This is a genomic window from Gordonia sp. LMA167, from assembly GCF_058130025.1.
The window spans coordinates 5,939,013-5,955,435 of the sequence record NZ_CM176708.1 but is presented as its reverse complement, the minus strand read 5'-3'; the positions used below and the strand labels follow the sequence as shown (position 1 = coordinate 5,955,435).

Genomic DNA, 16,423 nt, shown 5'->3' with positions numbered 1-16,423 from the left:
CTGTCACCACTCGAGGTAGCGGTTGAGGCGGATGCCGACCTCGTGGCGGGCGGTGCGGACACGTTTGCGGGTCGCGGTGCGCCAGGCGGGTTCTGGGGTGTCGTTACCCGGCGAGCCGGACGCCTTGGTGGGTACGTCGACGCCCGGCCACGTCTCGCGGGCGAAGTCGGCGAGCTCCTCGCCGATGTCGTTCGATTCGGGGTCGGCGTCGTCGAAGGCGTCCTGAGCACCCTGGGCCGCCTCGCCGGCAACCGCCTGTCGGGCGCTGTTGCGGAGGCTTTCGGCGATCTCGGGTCGAATGCGATCACTCGCACGCTCCAAGGCGAGGTCGAAGATGAGCCGGCGTGCGGTGAGGTCGGTGAGCAGGCCTTTGCTGTCCTTGACGAAATGCATGTTGCGCTCGTGCACACGGTAGAACGCCTGGTCGGCGCTGTTGATCCGGCCGACCCCGCCGCCACTGAGCGCCATCTGCAGCCACAACAACATGTCCGAACCGGTCGGGTGGTCGGTGTCGAACAACCCCGCGTCCTGCAACGCGGAGGTGCGCATCAGGATCTCGGGGCACAGCAGGATGTTGCGGCCACGTCGGTACAGACGTGCGGCCCAGTCCGGTCCGTCCCACAACATCCAGCTGCGGACGTGTGTGCGCGCTCGGCCGGTTGAGCCGCTGAATCGAGTGCAGTGGCCGTACACGAAGGCCACCTGGGGGTTGGCCTCCATCAAGGCCACCGAGCGGGTGATCGACCCGGGAGTGAGCTGATCGTCTGCGTCGAGGACCACGACGTACTCGGTACTCACATTGGCGAGGCTCTCGTTGTAGTTGACGAGATAAGGCTTGTTGTAGGGCTGCTCGGTGACAGTCACCGACGGATACTTCTCGGCCAGCCGGTGGGCGACGTCCAGACTGTCGTCGGTGGAACAGTTGTCGGCGATCACCACGGAGACGTCGACCGTCGGATTGGTGAAGGCACTGCCGACCGCATCCGGTAGATAGTGGCCGTAGTTGTAGCACGGGATGACCACGGTCACCTTCGGCGTCGACCTCAGCGGTCGCGATCTCACATACCTCACGTGACTCCTGCCTGAGTCGGGGTGCGGCGCGTTCAACCAGGTGGCTGTAAACGGCTGCAGGTGTTGCGGGTTCTGGATCGGTGATGCGAAAGTCTACTGTGGCTTCTTGAACCGGGCGAATGCCATCGTGGTCTTCGGGGGAGACACGTCCGCACACGGCAGACAAGGCGAAGATTCAACGATGGTCAGCGACGCGACGACGGTGTGGCGACCCCGCACGCGGATCGTGTCACCTGGTCGTGCCCGTCAATGGCTCTCCGGGCGTGCGGATTCGACGTTCTTCCTGTCCGCCGCCGTGGCGATCGTGGTGGGTACCGCGCCTCTCGAGGGCTATCTCATCGATCAGCAGCCGCAACTGGGCAAACTCCCCGCGGTGATCCTCCTCGTCACCTGGTTGTGGGTGCGCATCCGGCAACAACGACTACCAGAACTCCAGCCCGTGCATCTCGTGCTCGGGACGTTGGCGCTGGTTGTCCTGCTCAGTACGGCACTGCACCTCACCGCACCGTTCAGCGTCGAGTACGCCATCCGCTGGATCCCGTTCATCGTGATCTGCGCGATCCTCGTCGACGTGGTGGCTCACGACGTCTCGGTGCGAGTGGTGTTCGCGGCTGCGCTCTTCGGTGCAGCGGTCGCCGCCATCGGGGCTCTGTACAGCGTGTTCGCGTCCGGCGATCTCCGAGCCGCCGGTCCGCTCCCCGACCCCAACGACCTCGCCTATGTCCTCGTCGCCGCACTGCCGCTGGCGGCCGCGTTCACGCCGCGCACCCGCATGCAGCAGATCGTGTTGGGCGGCGCGGCGGTGCTGCTCGTCCTCGGCGCCGCCGCGACATTGTCGCGAGGAGGGGCGATCGGTTTGGCGGTTGCGGTCACCTGGCTGCTGGTTCGTCGTGCGATCCGGCTCCGGACGGTCATCTACGCCGCCATCGCCATCGCCGTCGCGGCGACCGCGGCATGGATCTTCGCGAATCCGCTCGTCTCGGCTGCGCTGGGCCAGAAGGGCTACATCGCCGAATCCAATGTCGACACCAGGCTGTTGCGCTGGCACGTCGCCACACAGATGCTCGGCGACAATCCGCTGTTCGGAGTCGGCCCGGGCGGGTTCCGCAGCGAGTACGCCGGTGTCTCCAACCTCGCCGAGATCGCCGAGATGACGCCGGTGACCCACAACATGTACCTCGAGGTCGCCGCCGAACTCGGCATCATCGGCATCGCGGTGTTCATCGGTCTGATCGTCGGCGCCTTCGTGTCGAGTGAGCGCGCGCTGCGTAACGGGGCCCCGCCACGGATGACCGTCGCGGTTCAGGCGAGCCTCGCAGCCATCGCGGTGTCCTCGATCTCGCTGTCGGAGGAGTACTACCTGGCCCTGTGGTCGGTGCTCGCGGTTGCCTATGCGATCCACGCACGTTCCCTCTGCGCCAGGTGGACATAGCGTGCGCGTATTACACGTGATCGCCGAGATGGGGGTCGGCGGAGCCGAATCCCTCGTGGTCGAGATGGTCGGTCGCGGGAGCGAATTCGGTTGGGAATCCGGGGTCGGATCGAGCGGTGGCATGCGGATCGACGACGTGCGGCGACACGGATGCGCGTTCTACCCGGTGCCACTCGTCGGACGGTCGGTGCGCGGACTGCTCGCCGCGCGCCGGGCCACCGCGGCGTCGGTCCGCGCCTTCCGTCCGGACATCGTGGTCGCACACAATGTCTCGGCCACCGTCGTCGCGCGTGCGGCCCGGCCGGGTGTCCCGATCCTCTCGGTGTTCCATGGGGTCGGCGCAGGCGATTACCGGATGTCGGCGCGGGTGTTGAGTGTCGCGCCCACCCGTGTGGTGGCGGTGGCCGAAGCGATCGCCGGCCGACTTCGCGCTGCCGGGATGCGCCGCGTTCCGATGACGGTCATCCACAATGCCGTCACGACCCCGGTCCTGCCGGACCCGGTCGAATCGCGTCGGTCGATGGGGCTGGCGCCGGAGACACCCGTCGCGCTGTCCCTGGCCCGCCTGGAACCGCAGAAGCGACACGACGTGCTGATCGACGCCTGGGGGCACGTGACTGCCGACGCGGTGTTGCTGGTCGCCGGTGACGGGTCGCAGCGGCAGGCGCTCGAGCAGGCCGCCGCCCCGCTGGGCGAGCGGGTCCGGTTCCTGGGGAATCGGTCGGACGTGCCGGCGCTGCTGGCCGCCGCCGACATAACGGTGCTGACCAGCGACTGGGAGGGCCTGCCGATCGCGATCCTGGAATCGCTCGCGGCCGGGGTGCCGGTGGTCGCGAGCGATGTCGACGGGCTACGGGAGATCCTGGGGTCCGGCGGCGGGTGGCTGGTTCCGCCCGGTCAGGTCGATTCCTTCGCGGACGCGATGAACTCCGCGCTGACCGATCCATCACTTAGACGTAACCAGGCCGAACAGGGCCGAAAGACGATTGATACGAACTACAGTGCCACGACGATGATGTCGGCATACGACGCAACGCTGCGGGCGATGCTGAACAGAACTGAGGATGCTGGATGACGAAACTGATGGCGCATGTGACCACACGGGTCGTCCTCGCCCTGGGCGCGGCGCTCCTCGTCTTGATCGCGGTGCTCGTCGTGCTGCTGACGCGCTCGAGCACCTACGAGGCGAGGGTCAGTCTGGTGGCCTCCTCGACCGCGGGGGCCGGGCAGACCAACAGCACGGACTTCGGTTCCGTCGTCGCGCTCGGGCTGCCTGCTGCGGTGGAGCTGGCCAACAGTCCGTCGGTGTTGGCAACCGCCAGTCAGGATGTCGCCGGTGCACCCGATCCGGACACTCTCGCCCAGGACGTGGTGGTCGAGATCGTGCCGGCCTCCGGCCTGGTTCGGGTGACCGTGAGCGCCGACGACAGTGGCGTGGCGAGTGGGTTGGCCCTGTCGATCGCCCGGCAGGTCTCCGCCGCCAATCTGCTCGCGCCGTCGGCCGAACTGCGGCTGATCGACACCCGGGCCGAAGTGCACGAGGTGGTACCGAACCCGGCCTACGCGCTCGGCCTCGCCATCGTGTGCGGTGTGGTGGCCGGCGCAGTGGTCTACGGCGCACTGGCCCTGTTGCGACCCTCGCCAGAGGGCCGGATCAACCGAGCTCTGACCCGTTCCCGCGTCGGTCGCCCGGTGACGGTGGTCCGGACCTCCGCTGACGGTGAACTCCCCGCCGAGCTGGCGCTCGTCGCGGGCACCGCCGGCCGCGCGGTTCGCGTCGTTGCCGGTGATCCGAACGCCGGCGACGAGGTCGACGGGGTGCGTTCGGGGCTCGGCGCGGCCGGGGTGGTCACCACCCACGAGGCATATCCCGGGTCACCCACCGTCGTCGTCGTGCGGCGACCGGTCAACACCTCGAGCCTCACCGCCACACTGTCCGCTCTGCCGTCTGATGCCGATCTGGTGGCGGTCGTGCTGACGTGAGCATGGACCCGGTCGGGGGTGCCTCACCGGAGGCCGAACTCGACGACGGCGGACGAACCCTCGGCGTCAGAGCGGCGCACGGGGTGTTCTGGCTCGCGCTGATCAATCTCACGAGCAAGGGCGGCCAGATCGCGGTGACCGTGGTCCTGGCGTCGTTCCTGACCCAGAGCGAACTCGGTCTCATCACGGTCGCGGTGTCGCTGGTGTCGATGGCCCAGGTGGTGCAGGCGATGGGCGTCTACGACGTCATCGCCCGCACCGACGGGGACCCGTTGACGATGGCCCGCACCGTCGCGCTGATGTCCACCGCCGTCGGTCTGGTCGCGGCCGCCGTGCTGATAGCAACATCCGAGCCGGTCGCCGACCTGCTCGGCGTGCCCGATTCCGCACCGCTGATCGTGATCACCGCGATCAGTCTCCCGTTCACCGCATTCGGCGGTGTGCAGATGGCGCTGATGCATCGGTCGCTGGACTTCCGGCAACGTATGCTGCCCGACGCGGGGAGTGCGTTGATCGGAGCCGTGGTCACCGTCGGGCTCGCCGTGGCCGGTGCCGGACCATACTCGCTCGCGTACGGCTTGCTGTGCGGGGCGATCCTGCAACCGATCTTCGGCGCGTTCGTCGGGGTCCGGCTGCTGCCGGGGTGGGATCGGACCGCGGCCGGTGAGGCCGCCCGGTGGATCCGCGTCGTCGGTCCTGCCGCGATCGTGTGGACAGTCCTCATCAACGTCGACTACCCGACCATCTCACGCGTCCTCGGACCCGACGACGTCGGTGAGTACTCATTGGCCTACCGAATCGCATGGATTCCCTACATCATGATCGCCGTCGTGCTGGGCAGTGTCGCGTTCCCGTACTACACCGGACTGATCCGCGGCGGTGAGGGGGACCAGATCAGTGGCGCCGTCGGCCGCTTCACCTACGCCACGTTGCTGAGTGCCGGCGGGCTCTATGTGCTCATCGCCATCATGTCGGGCAGCGTGGTGGTGCTTGGTGAACGGTGGGAACCCGCGATCCCGGTACTCATCGTGCTGTGCGGCTACGGCCTCGGCATCAGCTTGCTGTGCACCTTTTACGAAGCGATTCGGGTGGTCGGCTGGACGCGGACCTATCTGGCGCTCGAGGTGGCCCATCTGGTCTTGCTGCTCGCGCTGCTGTTCACGTTGACGCGCTACGGCGTGGTGGCCGCCGCGGCCGCGCAGCTCATCGCGGTCGTCATCCTGGTGCCGGTGACGCTGGCGGTGACCGTGAAGGCCGGCGTTGCACCTCCCGCACGCACGGTGGGCCGTGCGATCGTCGGTCTCGCCGTGCCCGGATTGTTCTGCTATGCAGTTCATCTGGCGTTGTTCGGATTCGGGGTGATGTCGCACCCGGTCAGTTGGATCGAGGCCATCGTCGAAGGTGTTCTGCTCGTCGCATGTTTCGCCGGTGTCGGGTTCCTCGCCAACCGCGCCGTGGTCGGCGAGATGCGCGAACTGCGGAAGGAACAGCGCCGGTGAGGGTCCTGCACGTCTCCCAACCGGTCGACGCCGGCGTTGCCGCTGTGGTGATGGCCCTCGTGGAGGACCAGCTCCATCGCGGGTGGGAGCCGCAGGTCGCCTGTCCCGGCAGCGGTTGGCTGCCGGGTGCGGTGCGGGATGTGGGTGCGACGGCCCGCGCGTGGTCGGCCGGACGGTCGCCGGGTCCGGCCACCGCACGCGAAACGCTCACACTGCGCCGCATCGTGGCTGACGTCGATCCCGACGTCGTTCACCTGCACGGATCGAAAGCCGGGCTCGCCGGGCGACTCGCCATCCGACGGAGCAGGCCGACACTGTTCGAGCCGCACCTGTGGTCGTTTCGCTCCGACAGTTCGCTCGCGGGCCGCGCGGCACTGTACTGGGAACGGTTCGCCACACGGTGGACCGACCGGATCATCTGTGTCAGCGACGACGAACTCCATGACGGCCGTGAACATGGTGTGCGCGGCACGGCGACCGTGATCCCGAACGGGATCGACGTGGACCGTCTCCGTCCCGAGGATGCGGGGATCGCCAAGAAGGAACTCGGTTTTGGCCCGGCGCCGGTGGTGACCTGCGTCGGCCGCTTGGCGCCACTCAAGGGGCAGGACCTGCTGCTCGACGCCTGGGGCGACATCGTGGCGGCGGTACCTGACGCACGACTCGTCCTGGTCGGAGACGGACCGGATCGGGATCGCCTGCACGCGCACCCGGCAGCGAGCGCCGAGTCGGTGCACTGGGCCGGACACCGTGACGACGCCGACCGGTTCCTGGCCGCTGCCGACGTGGTGGCAGTCCCGTCGCGCGCCGAGGGGATGGCACTCGTCCCGCTGGAGGCGATGGCCCTCGGCCGATCCGTCGTCGCCTACGACGTCGGCGGCATCCGGCAGAGTGTCGCGGATACCGGGGCCGTGCTGCCGGTCGGTGACGTCGGCGCGCTGTCCGCGGCCATCGTTGCGCGCCTGACGGATGCGCGGCTGCGGGCGACGGAGGGCGCGATGGCCCGACGGCGCGCGGAAACCCTTTTCAGTCGGCGGCGCATGGCCGACGAGGTCGCCACGGTGGTCGGGGAGGTGGCGCGGCGTGACTAGGATCGCCTACGTCCTCACCCAGGACAGCGGCGGGCCGGTCGACGTCACCATCCGCCTTGCCCATACGCTCGTCGGCCTCGGCCACGACGTTCGTGTGTTCGGTCCGCCCCCACTTCGCGACGCACATCTCATCGACGGCCGCCACGAACCCGTTGTTTTCGGAAACAAAGGAAATGTCCGGCAGGCCAGGGACCTACGTGCCCGGATCCGCGCCTGGCACCCCGAAGTGGTACACGCACAGGATCGCCGGGCGGGCCTCGCGATGGTCGGCCTGGGTGCCGGTGCCCGCGGAGTGGGGGCTGTCGTGCACACCTATCACGGTGTTCCCGACGACGTGGGCGAGCCGTGGTTTCGCGTCGTCGCCGACGCCGATGGCCCATCGCGCTACACGCGGGCCGTCCTGACCGGCGACGCCGTGGTCGCCAGGATCGTGGATCAGACGGTCGTTCCGTCGACGGCGATGGCCGAGTTCCTGACGCGGCGACTGCACGTGCCACCGCGCAAGCTCACCCACATCGACAATGGTGTGCTGTTACCGCCCTGCATGCCGCCCACCGGGCCGGTGCGGCGGCTGATCTTCGTCGGGCTGCTCGTGGAGCGCAAAGCCGTGCTGAACCTGCTCGCTGCGCTCTCCGTGCCGGACGTCATGCCGGCCGATGCCTCGCTCACCATCGCGGGAGACGGTCCGCAACGTCGTGTCGCGGAGTCGGCGGTCGCGGCGGGGCCGCTGGCCGGGCGGGTCGAGTTCCTGGGGTTCCGATCTGACGTCGCGGACCTCCTCGAACACCACGATGCCCTCGTCCTGCCATCGCTGATGGAACAGCAGCCGCTGGTCATCGCGGAGGCGATGGGTGCGGGCAAACCCGTCGTCGCGACCGACACCGGTGGGGTGGCGGAGATGCTGACCGTGGACGGGACCGAGGCGTTCCTGGCCCCGCCCGGCGACGTCGCGGCACTGGCCGCGCAACTGCGGCGACTGTTCGCCGAGCCCCGGCCGGACCGGATCGGTGCCACGATGGGCGAGTATGCCCGCCGCAGATTCGATGCGCAGGTGTCGGCACAGGCGCATCTGCGCCTCTACGAGCGGTTATCGGCGCGCTGAACCGACGTGGCCGGGCCGCGCGACCTCACGAGATGGCGACGGTACCCGAGCGTGCGGGCAGCCGGACCGGTCCGCCGTTGTTGGCGTCGGCACCCGACACGGACGCGGGGTGATCGGTCGGGTTGACCGCGACCGAACCACCCAGGAAGCCCCGGGTCCACACTCCCGACGGAGTATGCGTCGCCCGTCCGGTCGCCGCACCGAGAGGCGAGTTCTGCTCCGGGGTCCACGTGGGCGTGCTGTAGTCGGAGGTGGTGGCGCTCATCCAGCAGGTCTTCGGTCCGGCGAGAAGCGCTGCAGACGCGTATCCGGTGCGGGCCGTCTGCGGGCTTGCGCCTGCCGTGACCAGCAGCAGGAGCTTGTCACCGCGTGCCGCCGTGGACCGCATCTCGTTCCACTGCGGTGAGTCGAACGGCAGCAGGGCGCCGGTGCCGGTGGTCGCGAAGTTCTCCTCCATCCCACCGCCGAAGCGTGAATGCGAGGTCCAACGGCCGGGCGTCATGCGTGCCTCGGAGATGTTCGGCACAAACAGTTTGCCGGCCTGATTGAGTTCAGATCCGGCGATGCCGACCATCTTGTCGAGGCCGCGGCGGATCTGCGCGTTGGTCTGCTCGGCCGACCCGGTGCCCTTCAGGAGTCTGCTCGAATAGAACTGCAGTCGGTAGAAGTCGTTGTCGGCGAGGACCCCGTCCCAACCCTGGGAGACGACCTCTTTGGTCACCCGGTCTGCCCAATACCGCTGGTACGCCGGGTTCCAGACGGCCATCTGCCAGTGCTGGGGATAGGCTTCGTCCCATTCGATGCGGCGTCCCTGCGCGTCGGATGCGAACCAATCGGGATGATTGCGGGAGGCATACTCGTAGCCGACACCGGTGGGCAGCCGCGCAGCGTCGCCACCGTTGGCTACCGCGCCTGCATAGTTACGCGTACTGGACAGATCCTTGTAGACAAGAACTTTCGCGGACGGATTCAGACTCTTGATCAGCTTCATGATCGGTTGATCCCATGAGTTCAGAACAACCACTCCGTACCGTCGGGCCACCGCCGCGGCCTCGGCCGGGCTGGGTGATGCGCCGATCCCGTACCAGAATCCACAGACGGGACTGGTCAGATTTGTGGGTTGTGCGACGCGCACCTGACGAGTCGACCCACAGCCCGACGACACAGCGACCACGAGCATGAGCATCGCCGCGACGATGCGCAGGAGTCGGGCGAGGCGCCCCCTGCCCGCGCTCACACCTCGCAACGATTCTCGCGTTCGGGTCACCACACGACTATAGGCAGATCGCGGCGCCGGTGACGTGGGCGAAAACAACTCGCGAAGGGATCGCCACCGAGATCGTGTAACGCGCGGCGAGCCAATCGGTATTGCTAAAGTGAACCGGGGTTTGGGGTCCGCGAAGGCGCTGCTCGGGATAGAGTAGCCGCGTCACGAGGGTCGACCGCCTTGTCGTTGCCTGGGAGAGACTTTGATGCAATGCAGACTGTGCGGATCGACCCGACTCCGCAGTGTCCTGGACCTGGGGGCCACTCCGCCCTGCGAACGGTTCCTGACCGCCGAAGACCTCGACCTGCCCGAACCGACCTTTCCGCTCCATCTAAGACTGTGTGAGGACTGCCTACTGCTGCAGATCCCCGCGCTGATCACCCCGGACGAGACCTTCACCGAGTACGCGTACTTCTCGTCCTTCTCCGACAGCTGGGTGGAGCATGCGCGTCGATTCGTCGACGACGCCGCCACCAGACTGGAACTCGGACCCGAATCTTTCGTCGTCGAGGTGGCCAGCAACGACGGCTATCTGCTCCAACACGTGGTCGAGCGCGGGATCGGGTGCCTCGGCATCGAACCGTCGGTGAACGTGGGTGCCGCTGCCCGCGAGAAGGGTGTGCCGACCCTGACCGCGTTCCTCGACGAGGAGTCGGCCGAGCAGGTGCGCAAGGAGTACGGGCCCGCCGATCTCGTCGCGGCCAACAACGTCTACGCCCACATCCCCGACCTGCTCGGGTTCACCAAGGCGTTGCGCGCCCTGCTCGCCGACGACGGCTGGCTGAGCATCGAGGTCCATCACGCTCAGAATCTGGTGCAGCTCGGACAATTCGACACGATCTATCACGAGCACTTCCAGTACTACACGTTGCTGTCGGCGTCGCGGGCACTCGCAACGGCCGGCCTGAGCGTCGTCGACGCCGAACTCATCAGCACGCACGGCGGTTCGATCCGGGTGTGGGCGCGACCTGAGGGGGTCGCGGGCGAACCGAGCGAGCGCTACACCCGGGCTCTCGCCGCCGAGGCCGCCGCCGGATTGCACGACATCAGCGGCTATCTGACGATGCAGTCGGGGGCCGACGCCGCCCGACAGGAACTGCTGCGCTTCCTGCTCGCACAGCGTGCCGAGGGCCGCCGCGTCGTCGGCTACGGTGCGCCGGGCAAGGGCAACACGCTGCTGAATTATTGCGGCATCCGTACCGACCTCCTCGAATACACCGTGGATCGCAACCCTTACAAACACGGCAGGTTCACTCCGGGCACCCGTATCCCGATCCATGAACCCGATCAGATAGACAAGGACCGGCCCGACGTGATCGTGGTATTGCCATGGAATCTCGAAGCGGAGATCTCCGAGCAACTCGCCTACGTATCGGAGTGGGGCGGCCAGATCGTCTATCCGCTACCGGAATTGCACTTCGCACGTCCCGTTCTGAAATGAGGGTGATCCTGCCATGAAGGTCGTACTGTTCTGCGGTGGCTATGGCATGCGGATGCGTAACAGCGCAGACGATGTCGTCCCCAAGCCGATGCAGCTGGTCGGGCCGCGACCGCTCATCTGGCACGTGATGCGCTACTACGCTCACTTCGGTCACAAGGAATTCATCCTGTGTCTCGGATATGGTGCGGCGCATATCAAGAACTACTTCCTCACCTATCAGGAATCGCTCTCCAACGACTTCGTGATCCGGAACGGGCAGGTGGAACTGCTGCATTCCGACATCAGCGACTGGTCGATCACCTTCGTCGACACCGGCGCCGAATCGGCGATCGGTGAACGCCTGCGCCGGGTTCGCGACCACCTCGACGGCGACGAACAGTTCCTGGCGAACTATGCCGACGTGCTCACCGACGCGCCGCTGGACGACGTGATCGACAAGTTCCGGTCCTCCGGCGCGGCGGCGTCGATGATGATCGTTCCGCCGCAATCGTCGTTCCACTGCGTCGACATCACCGACGACGGTGAGGTCAAGAACATCACCCCGGTGAGCGAGCTGGCGATCTGGGAGAACGGCGGATTCTTCGTACTGACCCAGGAGATCTTCGACTACCTTCCCGAGGGTGGTGACCTCGTCGCGGACGTCTGCGGCACTCTGGCGTCGCAGGGGAGGTTGTTCGGCTACAAGCACCTCGGATTCTGGAAACCGGCCGACACCTTCAAGGAACGCGCGGACCTCGACGCGGGCTACCACCGCGGCGACCGGCCGTGGATGGTGTGGGAGAACGCAGACGCACTCGGATGATCGACCTGCGCCCCACCCGCCTGACCGAGATCGCCGTCCTCGGAGCGCACTGCGACGACGTCGCCATCGGAATGGGCGCCACGCTGCTCACCCTGGCTCGCGCGCACCCCGGGCTGCGCGTACGCGCCCTCGTCCTGTCCGGAGGAGGGAGCGACCGCGAGGCCGAGGAGCGTAAGGCTCTCGCCGCGTTTGCCCCCGGGGCCCAGATCGACCTCACCGTGGGCGACATCCCGGACGGCCGTACACCCGAGCACTGGGGTCGGGTCAAGAGGGCGCTCAGCGCTTTTCGGCGTGACTCCGATCCGGACCTGGTGTTCGCGACCCAGCGACACGATGCCCATCAGGATCATCGGCTCCTCGCGGAACTGGTGCCGACCGAGTTCCGCGACCATCTCATCCTCGGCTACGAGATCCTCAAGTGGGAGACCGACACTCCCACACCGACTGCGTTCCACGCGGTCTCCGAGGCGACGATCAGCGAGAAGTCGAGGCTGCTGACCGAATGTTACCCCTCGCAGGTCGACCGGGACTGGTTCGACCATGAGGCCTTTGCCGGTCTCGCCCGGATGCGTGGTGTGCAGTGCCACCGGCCCTATGCCGAGGCATTCGTGGTCGAGAAGATGACGATCGATTGTGGAGGACAGTGACCATGCGCGTACTCGTGACAGGGCACCAGGGTTATCTCGGCACCGTCATGGTGCCCGTCCTGGCCGCGGCCGGACACGAGGTGGCCGGACTGGACAACGGCTACTTCGCCGAGTGCGTCCTCGGGCCCGCACCCGACGACCCACCCGCCGTTCGAACCGATCTCCGAGACGTGACGGCCGACCAGCTGTCCGGGTTCGACGCGGTCGTGCATCTGGCGGCGCTGTCGAACGACCCGCTCGGTGCGCTCGCGCCGGAGATCACCCACGACATCAACCACCACGCGTCGGTGCGCTTGGCGAAGCTCGCCAAGGAGTCCGGCGTCGGTCGGTTCCTCTACGCGTCGACGTGCTCGGTGTACGGTTCGGCCGGCGACGACCTCGTCACCGAAGAAGCGCCGTTGCGGCCGTTGACGCCCTACGCGGAGAGCAAGGTTCGTGTCGAGGATGACGTCGCCGCCATCGCCGACGACACATTCACACCGGTATTCTTGCGAAACGCAACGGCTTTCGGCTTCTCGCCACGACTTCGTGCCGACATCGTCCTGAACAATCTGGTCGGCCACGCGGTGCTGACCGGCGAGGTCAAAGTGCTGTCCGACGGTACGCCGTGGCGTCCACTCGTGCACGCGCAGGACATCGCGAAGGCGTTCCTGGTGTGTCTCACCGCGCCTCGGGAGACCATCTCATGTCGTGCGTACAACGTCGGTACGGAGACCAACAACCTGACGGTCGCCGAGATCGCGTCGGCCGTGGGTGATGTGGTCCCCGGGTCCCGAGTCGTGATCACCGGCGAGAGCGGACCGGATCCCCGGTCGTATCGAGTGGACTTCTCGCGGGCGCGTGCGGAACTGGACTACGAGGCACAGTGGTCGATCCCCGACGGGGCCGCCGAGCTGTACCGGGCCTACACCGACTTCGGCCTGACGGCAGAGGCCTTCACCGACCGGTTCACCCGTCTCAAGCGTCTCGAGTTCCTCCAGCAGCAGGGTGACCTCGACGGCACGATGCGCCGGATCAACGCACGTGCGTGAGCAATTGCTGCCAGCTGCCGGCGGCCCGGTCGCGGTCGGACACGACGGTCACCGGCAGCGGCCATCGGATGTCGAGGTCGGGATCGTCGAATGCGACGCCGATGTCCTCGGACGGATCGTGTGGGCGGTCGATGCGGTAGCACACGTCGGCGAGCGGCGTCAGCGCCTGGAAGCCATGCAGGAAGCCGGGCGGTACGTAGAGGTGCCGAAAGTCGGCGTCGTCGAGCAGAAAAGCCTGCTGGACACCGAAACTCGGGGATTCGGGGCGTATGTCGACCAGTACGTCATGCACGGCACCGTGTGCGCACCGGACCAGTTTGGCCTCACCCCGACCGGAGCGTCCGTGCATGCCGCGGATCACGCCGAGGGCCGACCGGGACTGCGAGTCCTGCACGAACGCCGCGGACGCGCCAGGACGGCCGAGGTGTTCGTCGAAGATCGTGGCGTCGAAGGTCCGGGTGAACAGTCCGCGGTCGTCGCGGAATGGCTGCGGCCGCATCACGACCACGTCGGCGAGGTTCGTCTCTTCGATCTGCACAGGGCCATACAAGCATGACCGTCTGCCGCGCGTGTGAGATCGCCGCGCTCCACCGCGTCCTGGACCTCGGATCGGTGCCGGCCGCCGACCACTTCCCGTCCGCCGAAACCCCGGTCGATCCGGCGGAGTCGGCGCATCGCCTCGCCATGGATCTCTGCACCGCCTGTGGGCTCGCGCAGTTGGCCGAGGACGACACCGTCACCGACGAGCCACGCGGTGTCGAGCCCGACGCCCTGCGCGTTCAGGCGCGGCAGGCCGTCACCGACGTTGCCGACGCCGGGTGGCTGCGCGGTACCACCGTGCGCGAGTTCGGCAGCCCGCACGGTGGGACGTGGTTGCCGCTGTTGTCCGAACGAGGATTCACCGTCGCCGACACAGCCGATGTGGTGCTCGACTGCTTCGGCATCATGCACCGGCCGGACCAGCGTGCGGCCTTCATCGAACGTGCCGCGGCCACATCCGGCGACGGTGTGCTCTTGATCCAATACCACTCACTGCACACGATCGTTCGGCTCGGGCAATGGAATGCTCTGCGCCACGGACATTTCGCCTACTACTCGATGCCCGCGCTGAGCGCACTGCTCGCCGAGGCGGGGATGAGTCCGGCCACCGCATGGGAGTACGACCTGTACGGCGGCACAGTTCTGGTCGCCGCCATGCACGGATCGACCGAGCCCGACTCGAGTATCGAGCAGATCCTGCAGCGCGACGCGGCGATGACCGATCCGGACGTGGTGCACGCTCTGCAACAGTCCACCGACGCGCACGTCGACGCGTTGCGCGACTGGCTGCTCGCCGAGCGGACAGCCGGCCGACGGGTGTGTGCCTACGGGGCCGCGTCGCGGGCGGTGGCATTGATGTGTCTCGCGGGTCTCGACCGTTCGCTGGTATACGCGGTCGGTGACGCCTCGCCCGCCAAACACGGACGCCGCATGCCCGGCACCGACATCCCGATCGTGTCGCCTTCCGACATGGTCGCCGCGCAGCCCGACGCCGTGCTGCTCACCGTGCCCGACCTCCTCGCCGAGGTCTCACGGGCTTATCCGGAACTCGACGGACGCTGGGTGGTGGACACCGTCGACATCGGTGCGCACACCGCACCCGCGGGTGCGCGCCGGCCCGAGCAGAGCAGGAGGGCTACCTCGTGATCGAGCAGAAACGGTCGTTTACGACGTCGAACAGGTTGCAGCACAGACTGCATCAACTCGTCCCGGGCGGGGCACATACCTATGCCCGTGGGGCAGACCAGTATCCCGATCACATGGCGCCGATCATCGAGCGCGGCAGCGGGGCCCGCGTCTGGGATGTGGACGGCAACGAATATGTCGAATACGGCATCGGACTGAGATCGGTGACCCTCGGTCACGGTTACGCGCCGGTCGTCGAGGCGGCATGCGCGGCCATCGCAGAGGGGATGAATTTCTCCCGGCCGTCTCGGCTCGAGGTCGACGCGGCCGAGGATTTCCTGCGTCTGGTCCCGACCGCCGACATGGTGAAGTTCGCCAAGAACGGCTCGGATGCCACAACGGCGGCGGTGCGCCTGGCCCGCGCGGCGACGGGACGGGAGGTGGTGGCGATCTGCAATCACCCGTTCTTCTCCGTCGACGACTGGTTCATCGGTGGAACCGAGATGTCGGCAGGCATCCCCGCAGATGTGCTCGCCAAGACCGAGCGCTTCACCTACAACGACGCCGACTCGTTGGCAGCCGTCTTCGAGGCCCGACCGGGGGAGGTGTGCGCGGTCATCATGGAGGCTGCGACCGCCATGGCCGAGCCGGTTCCCGGTTTCCTGCAGGCTGTTCGGGACCTGTGCGACCGGCACGGCGCATTGCTGATCTTCGACGAGATGATCACCGGCTTCCGGTGGTCGGAGCACGGCGCGCAGTCGGTCTACGGCGTCACACCCGACTTGTCGTGTTGGGGAAAGGCAATGGGCAATGGGTTCCCGATCTCAGCACTGGCCGGGCGCCGCGAGGTGATGGAACTGGGCGGCCTCAACACCGACCGGGATCGTGTCTTCCTGCTCTCCACCACGCACGGACCGGAGACCGCGTCGCTGGCGGCCTTTCGCGCGGTCGTCCGCGCCTACGCCACCGACGATCCGATCGAGCGCATGGAGTCCGCGGGGCGTCGCCTGGCCGACGGGGTCAACGCCGTGGTCGCCGACAGCGGTCTCACCGGGTACGTGGAGGCATTGGGCCGGCCGTCGTGTCTGGTGTTCGCCACACGTGATCCCTCTGGAGGGCCGTCGCAGGCCTACCGCACGCTCTTCCTGCAGGAACTCATCGAACGTGGTGTGCTGGGACAGTCGTTCGTCACGTCTGCCGCTCACACCGACGCCGACATCGACCTGACGATCGATGCCGTTCGGGAATCGTTGGACGTCTACGGCCGGGCGATTGAGGCGGGCAGCGTCGAAGGCCTGCTCCGCGGGCGCCCAGTGGCGCCGGCGCTGCGACGGTCGGCCGCCCCACGCCGTCTCCTGGTCGATGATCCGGCCCGCGACTGAGGATCGGTGA

15 protein-coding genes are annotated in these 16,423 nt (G+C 67.4%); 12 read left to right on the top strand and 3 right to left on the bottom strand.

What is annotated here, in order from left to right; genetic code table 11:
- Positions 1-3: 3 nt before the first annotated feature.
- Positions 4-1,029, bottom strand: coding sequence for a glycosyltransferase family 2 protein (locus ACVT6V_RS26705; RefSeq protein ID WP_489897078.1), 1,026 nt, complete (start codon positions 1,027-1,029; stop codon positions 4-6).
- Positions 1,030-1,252: 223 nt separating this feature from the next.
- Between ACVT6V_RS26705 and ACVT6V_RS26700 the strand changes: the two genes are divergently transcribed.
- The 6 genes from ACVT6V_RS26700 to ACVT6V_RS26675 are packed head-to-tail and all read left to right on the top strand — an operon-like array spanning position 1,253 to position 8,178.
- Positions 1,253-2,503, top strand: a complete 1,251-nt coding sequence (locus ACVT6V_RS26700) for an O-antigen ligase family protein (RefSeq protein ID WP_489897077.1) — start codon at positions 1,253-1,255, stop codon at positions 2,501-2,503.
- 1 nt (position 2,504) lies between these two features.
- The gene (locus tag ACVT6V_RS26695; RefSeq protein ID WP_489897076.1) at positions 2,505-3,578 is read left to right on the top strand and encodes a glycosyltransferase family 4 protein; all 1,074 of its coding nucleotides are present in this window, start codon (positions 2,505-2,507) and stop codon (positions 3,576-3,578) included.
- On the top strand, positions 3,575-4,486 hold the full coding sequence (locus ACVT6V_RS26690) for a hypothetical protein (RefSeq protein WP_489897075.1): 912 nt from the start codon (positions 3,575-3,577) through the stop codon (positions 4,484-4,486). The genes ACVT6V_RS26695 and ACVT6V_RS26690 overlap by 4 nt, the downstream gene beginning before the upstream one ends.
- Before the next feature lie 2 nt (positions 4,487-4,488).
- Positions 4,489-5,985 (top strand): oligosaccharide flippase family protein, encoded by a 1,497-nt coding sequence (locus ACVT6V_RS26685; protein WP_489901029.1) that lies wholly within the window; start codon positions 4,489-4,491, stop codon positions 5,983-5,985.
- A complete protein-coding gene (locus tag ACVT6V_RS26680; protein ID WP_489897074.1) occupies positions 5,982-7,076 on the top strand; it encodes a glycosyltransferase in 1,095 nt (364 codons plus the stop codon). Before ACVT6V_RS26685 ends, ACVT6V_RS26680 begins: the two co-directional genes overlap by 4 nt.
- Complete coding sequence (locus tag ACVT6V_RS26675) at positions 7,069-8,178, top strand: glycosyltransferase family 4 protein (protein ID WP_489897073.1); 1,110 nt, start codon at positions 7,069-7,071, stop codon at positions 8,176-8,178. The genes ACVT6V_RS26680 and ACVT6V_RS26675 overlap by 8 nt, the downstream gene beginning before the upstream one ends.
- Positions 8,179-8,203: 25 nt before the next feature.
- Here the strand turns inward: ACVT6V_RS26675 and ACVT6V_RS26670 are convergent, their stop codons facing one another.
- The gene (locus ACVT6V_RS26670; protein WP_489897072.1) at positions 8,204-9,445 is read right to left on the bottom strand and encodes a putative glycoside hydrolase family 15 protein; all 1,242 of its coding nucleotides are present in this window, start codon (positions 9,443-9,445) and stop codon (positions 8,204-8,206) included.
- Between the two features lie 205 nt (positions 9,446-9,650).
- Between ACVT6V_RS26670 and ACVT6V_RS26665 the strand changes: the two genes are divergently transcribed.
- The 4 genes from ACVT6V_RS26665 to ACVT6V_RS26650 are packed head-to-tail and all read left to right on the top strand — an operon-like array spanning position 9,651 to position 13,366.
- Complete coding sequence (locus ACVT6V_RS26665; RefSeq protein WP_489897071.1) at positions 9,651-10,886, top strand: methyltransferase domain-containing protein; 1,236 nt, start codon at positions 9,651-9,653, stop codon at positions 10,884-10,886.
- A gap of 13 nt (positions 10,887-10,899) precedes the next feature.
- The gene (locus ACVT6V_RS26660; protein ID WP_489897070.1) at positions 10,900-11,688 is read left to right on the top strand and encodes a sugar phosphate nucleotidyltransferase; all 789 of its coding nucleotides are present in this window, start codon (positions 10,900-10,902) and stop codon (positions 11,686-11,688) included.
- Positions 11,685-12,335 (top strand): PIG-L deacetylase family protein, encoded by a 651-nt coding sequence (locus ACVT6V_RS26655; RefSeq protein ID WP_489897069.1) that lies wholly within the window; start codon positions 11,685-11,687, stop codon positions 12,333-12,335. Before ACVT6V_RS26660 ends, ACVT6V_RS26655 begins: the two co-directional genes overlap by 4 nt.
- A 2-nt stretch (positions 12,336-12,337) precedes the next feature.
- Entirely contained in the window at positions 12,338-13,366 is a 1,029-nt protein-coding gene (locus ACVT6V_RS26650) for an NAD-dependent epimerase/dehydratase family protein (protein ID WP_489897068.1), read from the top strand.
- Here the strand turns inward: ACVT6V_RS26650 and rfbC are convergent.
- Positions 13,350-13,904, bottom strand: a complete 555-nt coding sequence (rfbC, locus tag ACVT6V_RS26645) for a dTDP-4-dehydrorhamnose 3,5-epimerase (protein ID WP_489897067.1) — start codon at positions 13,902-13,904, stop codon at positions 13,350-13,352. The genes ACVT6V_RS26650 and rfbC overlap by 17 nt on opposite strands.
- 14 nt (positions 13,905-13,918) lie before the next feature.
- Between rfbC and ACVT6V_RS26640 the strand changes: the two genes are divergently transcribed.
- Together ACVT6V_RS26640 and ACVT6V_RS26635 are read left to right on the top strand one after the other, a co-directional pair.
- Positions 13,919-15,052: a class I SAM-dependent methyltransferase gene (locus tag ACVT6V_RS26640; protein ID WP_489897066.1), complete on the top strand. Its 1,134-nt coding sequence runs from the start codon at positions 13,919-13,921 to the stop codon at positions 15,050-15,052.
- Complete coding sequence (locus ACVT6V_RS26635; protein WP_489897065.1) at positions 15,049-16,413, top strand: glutamate-1-semialdehyde 2,1-aminomutase; 1,365 nt, start codon at positions 15,049-15,051, stop codon at positions 16,411-16,413. The genes ACVT6V_RS26640 and ACVT6V_RS26635 overlap by 4 nt, the downstream gene beginning before the upstream one ends.
- Positions 16,414-16,423: the final 10 nt, after the last annotated feature.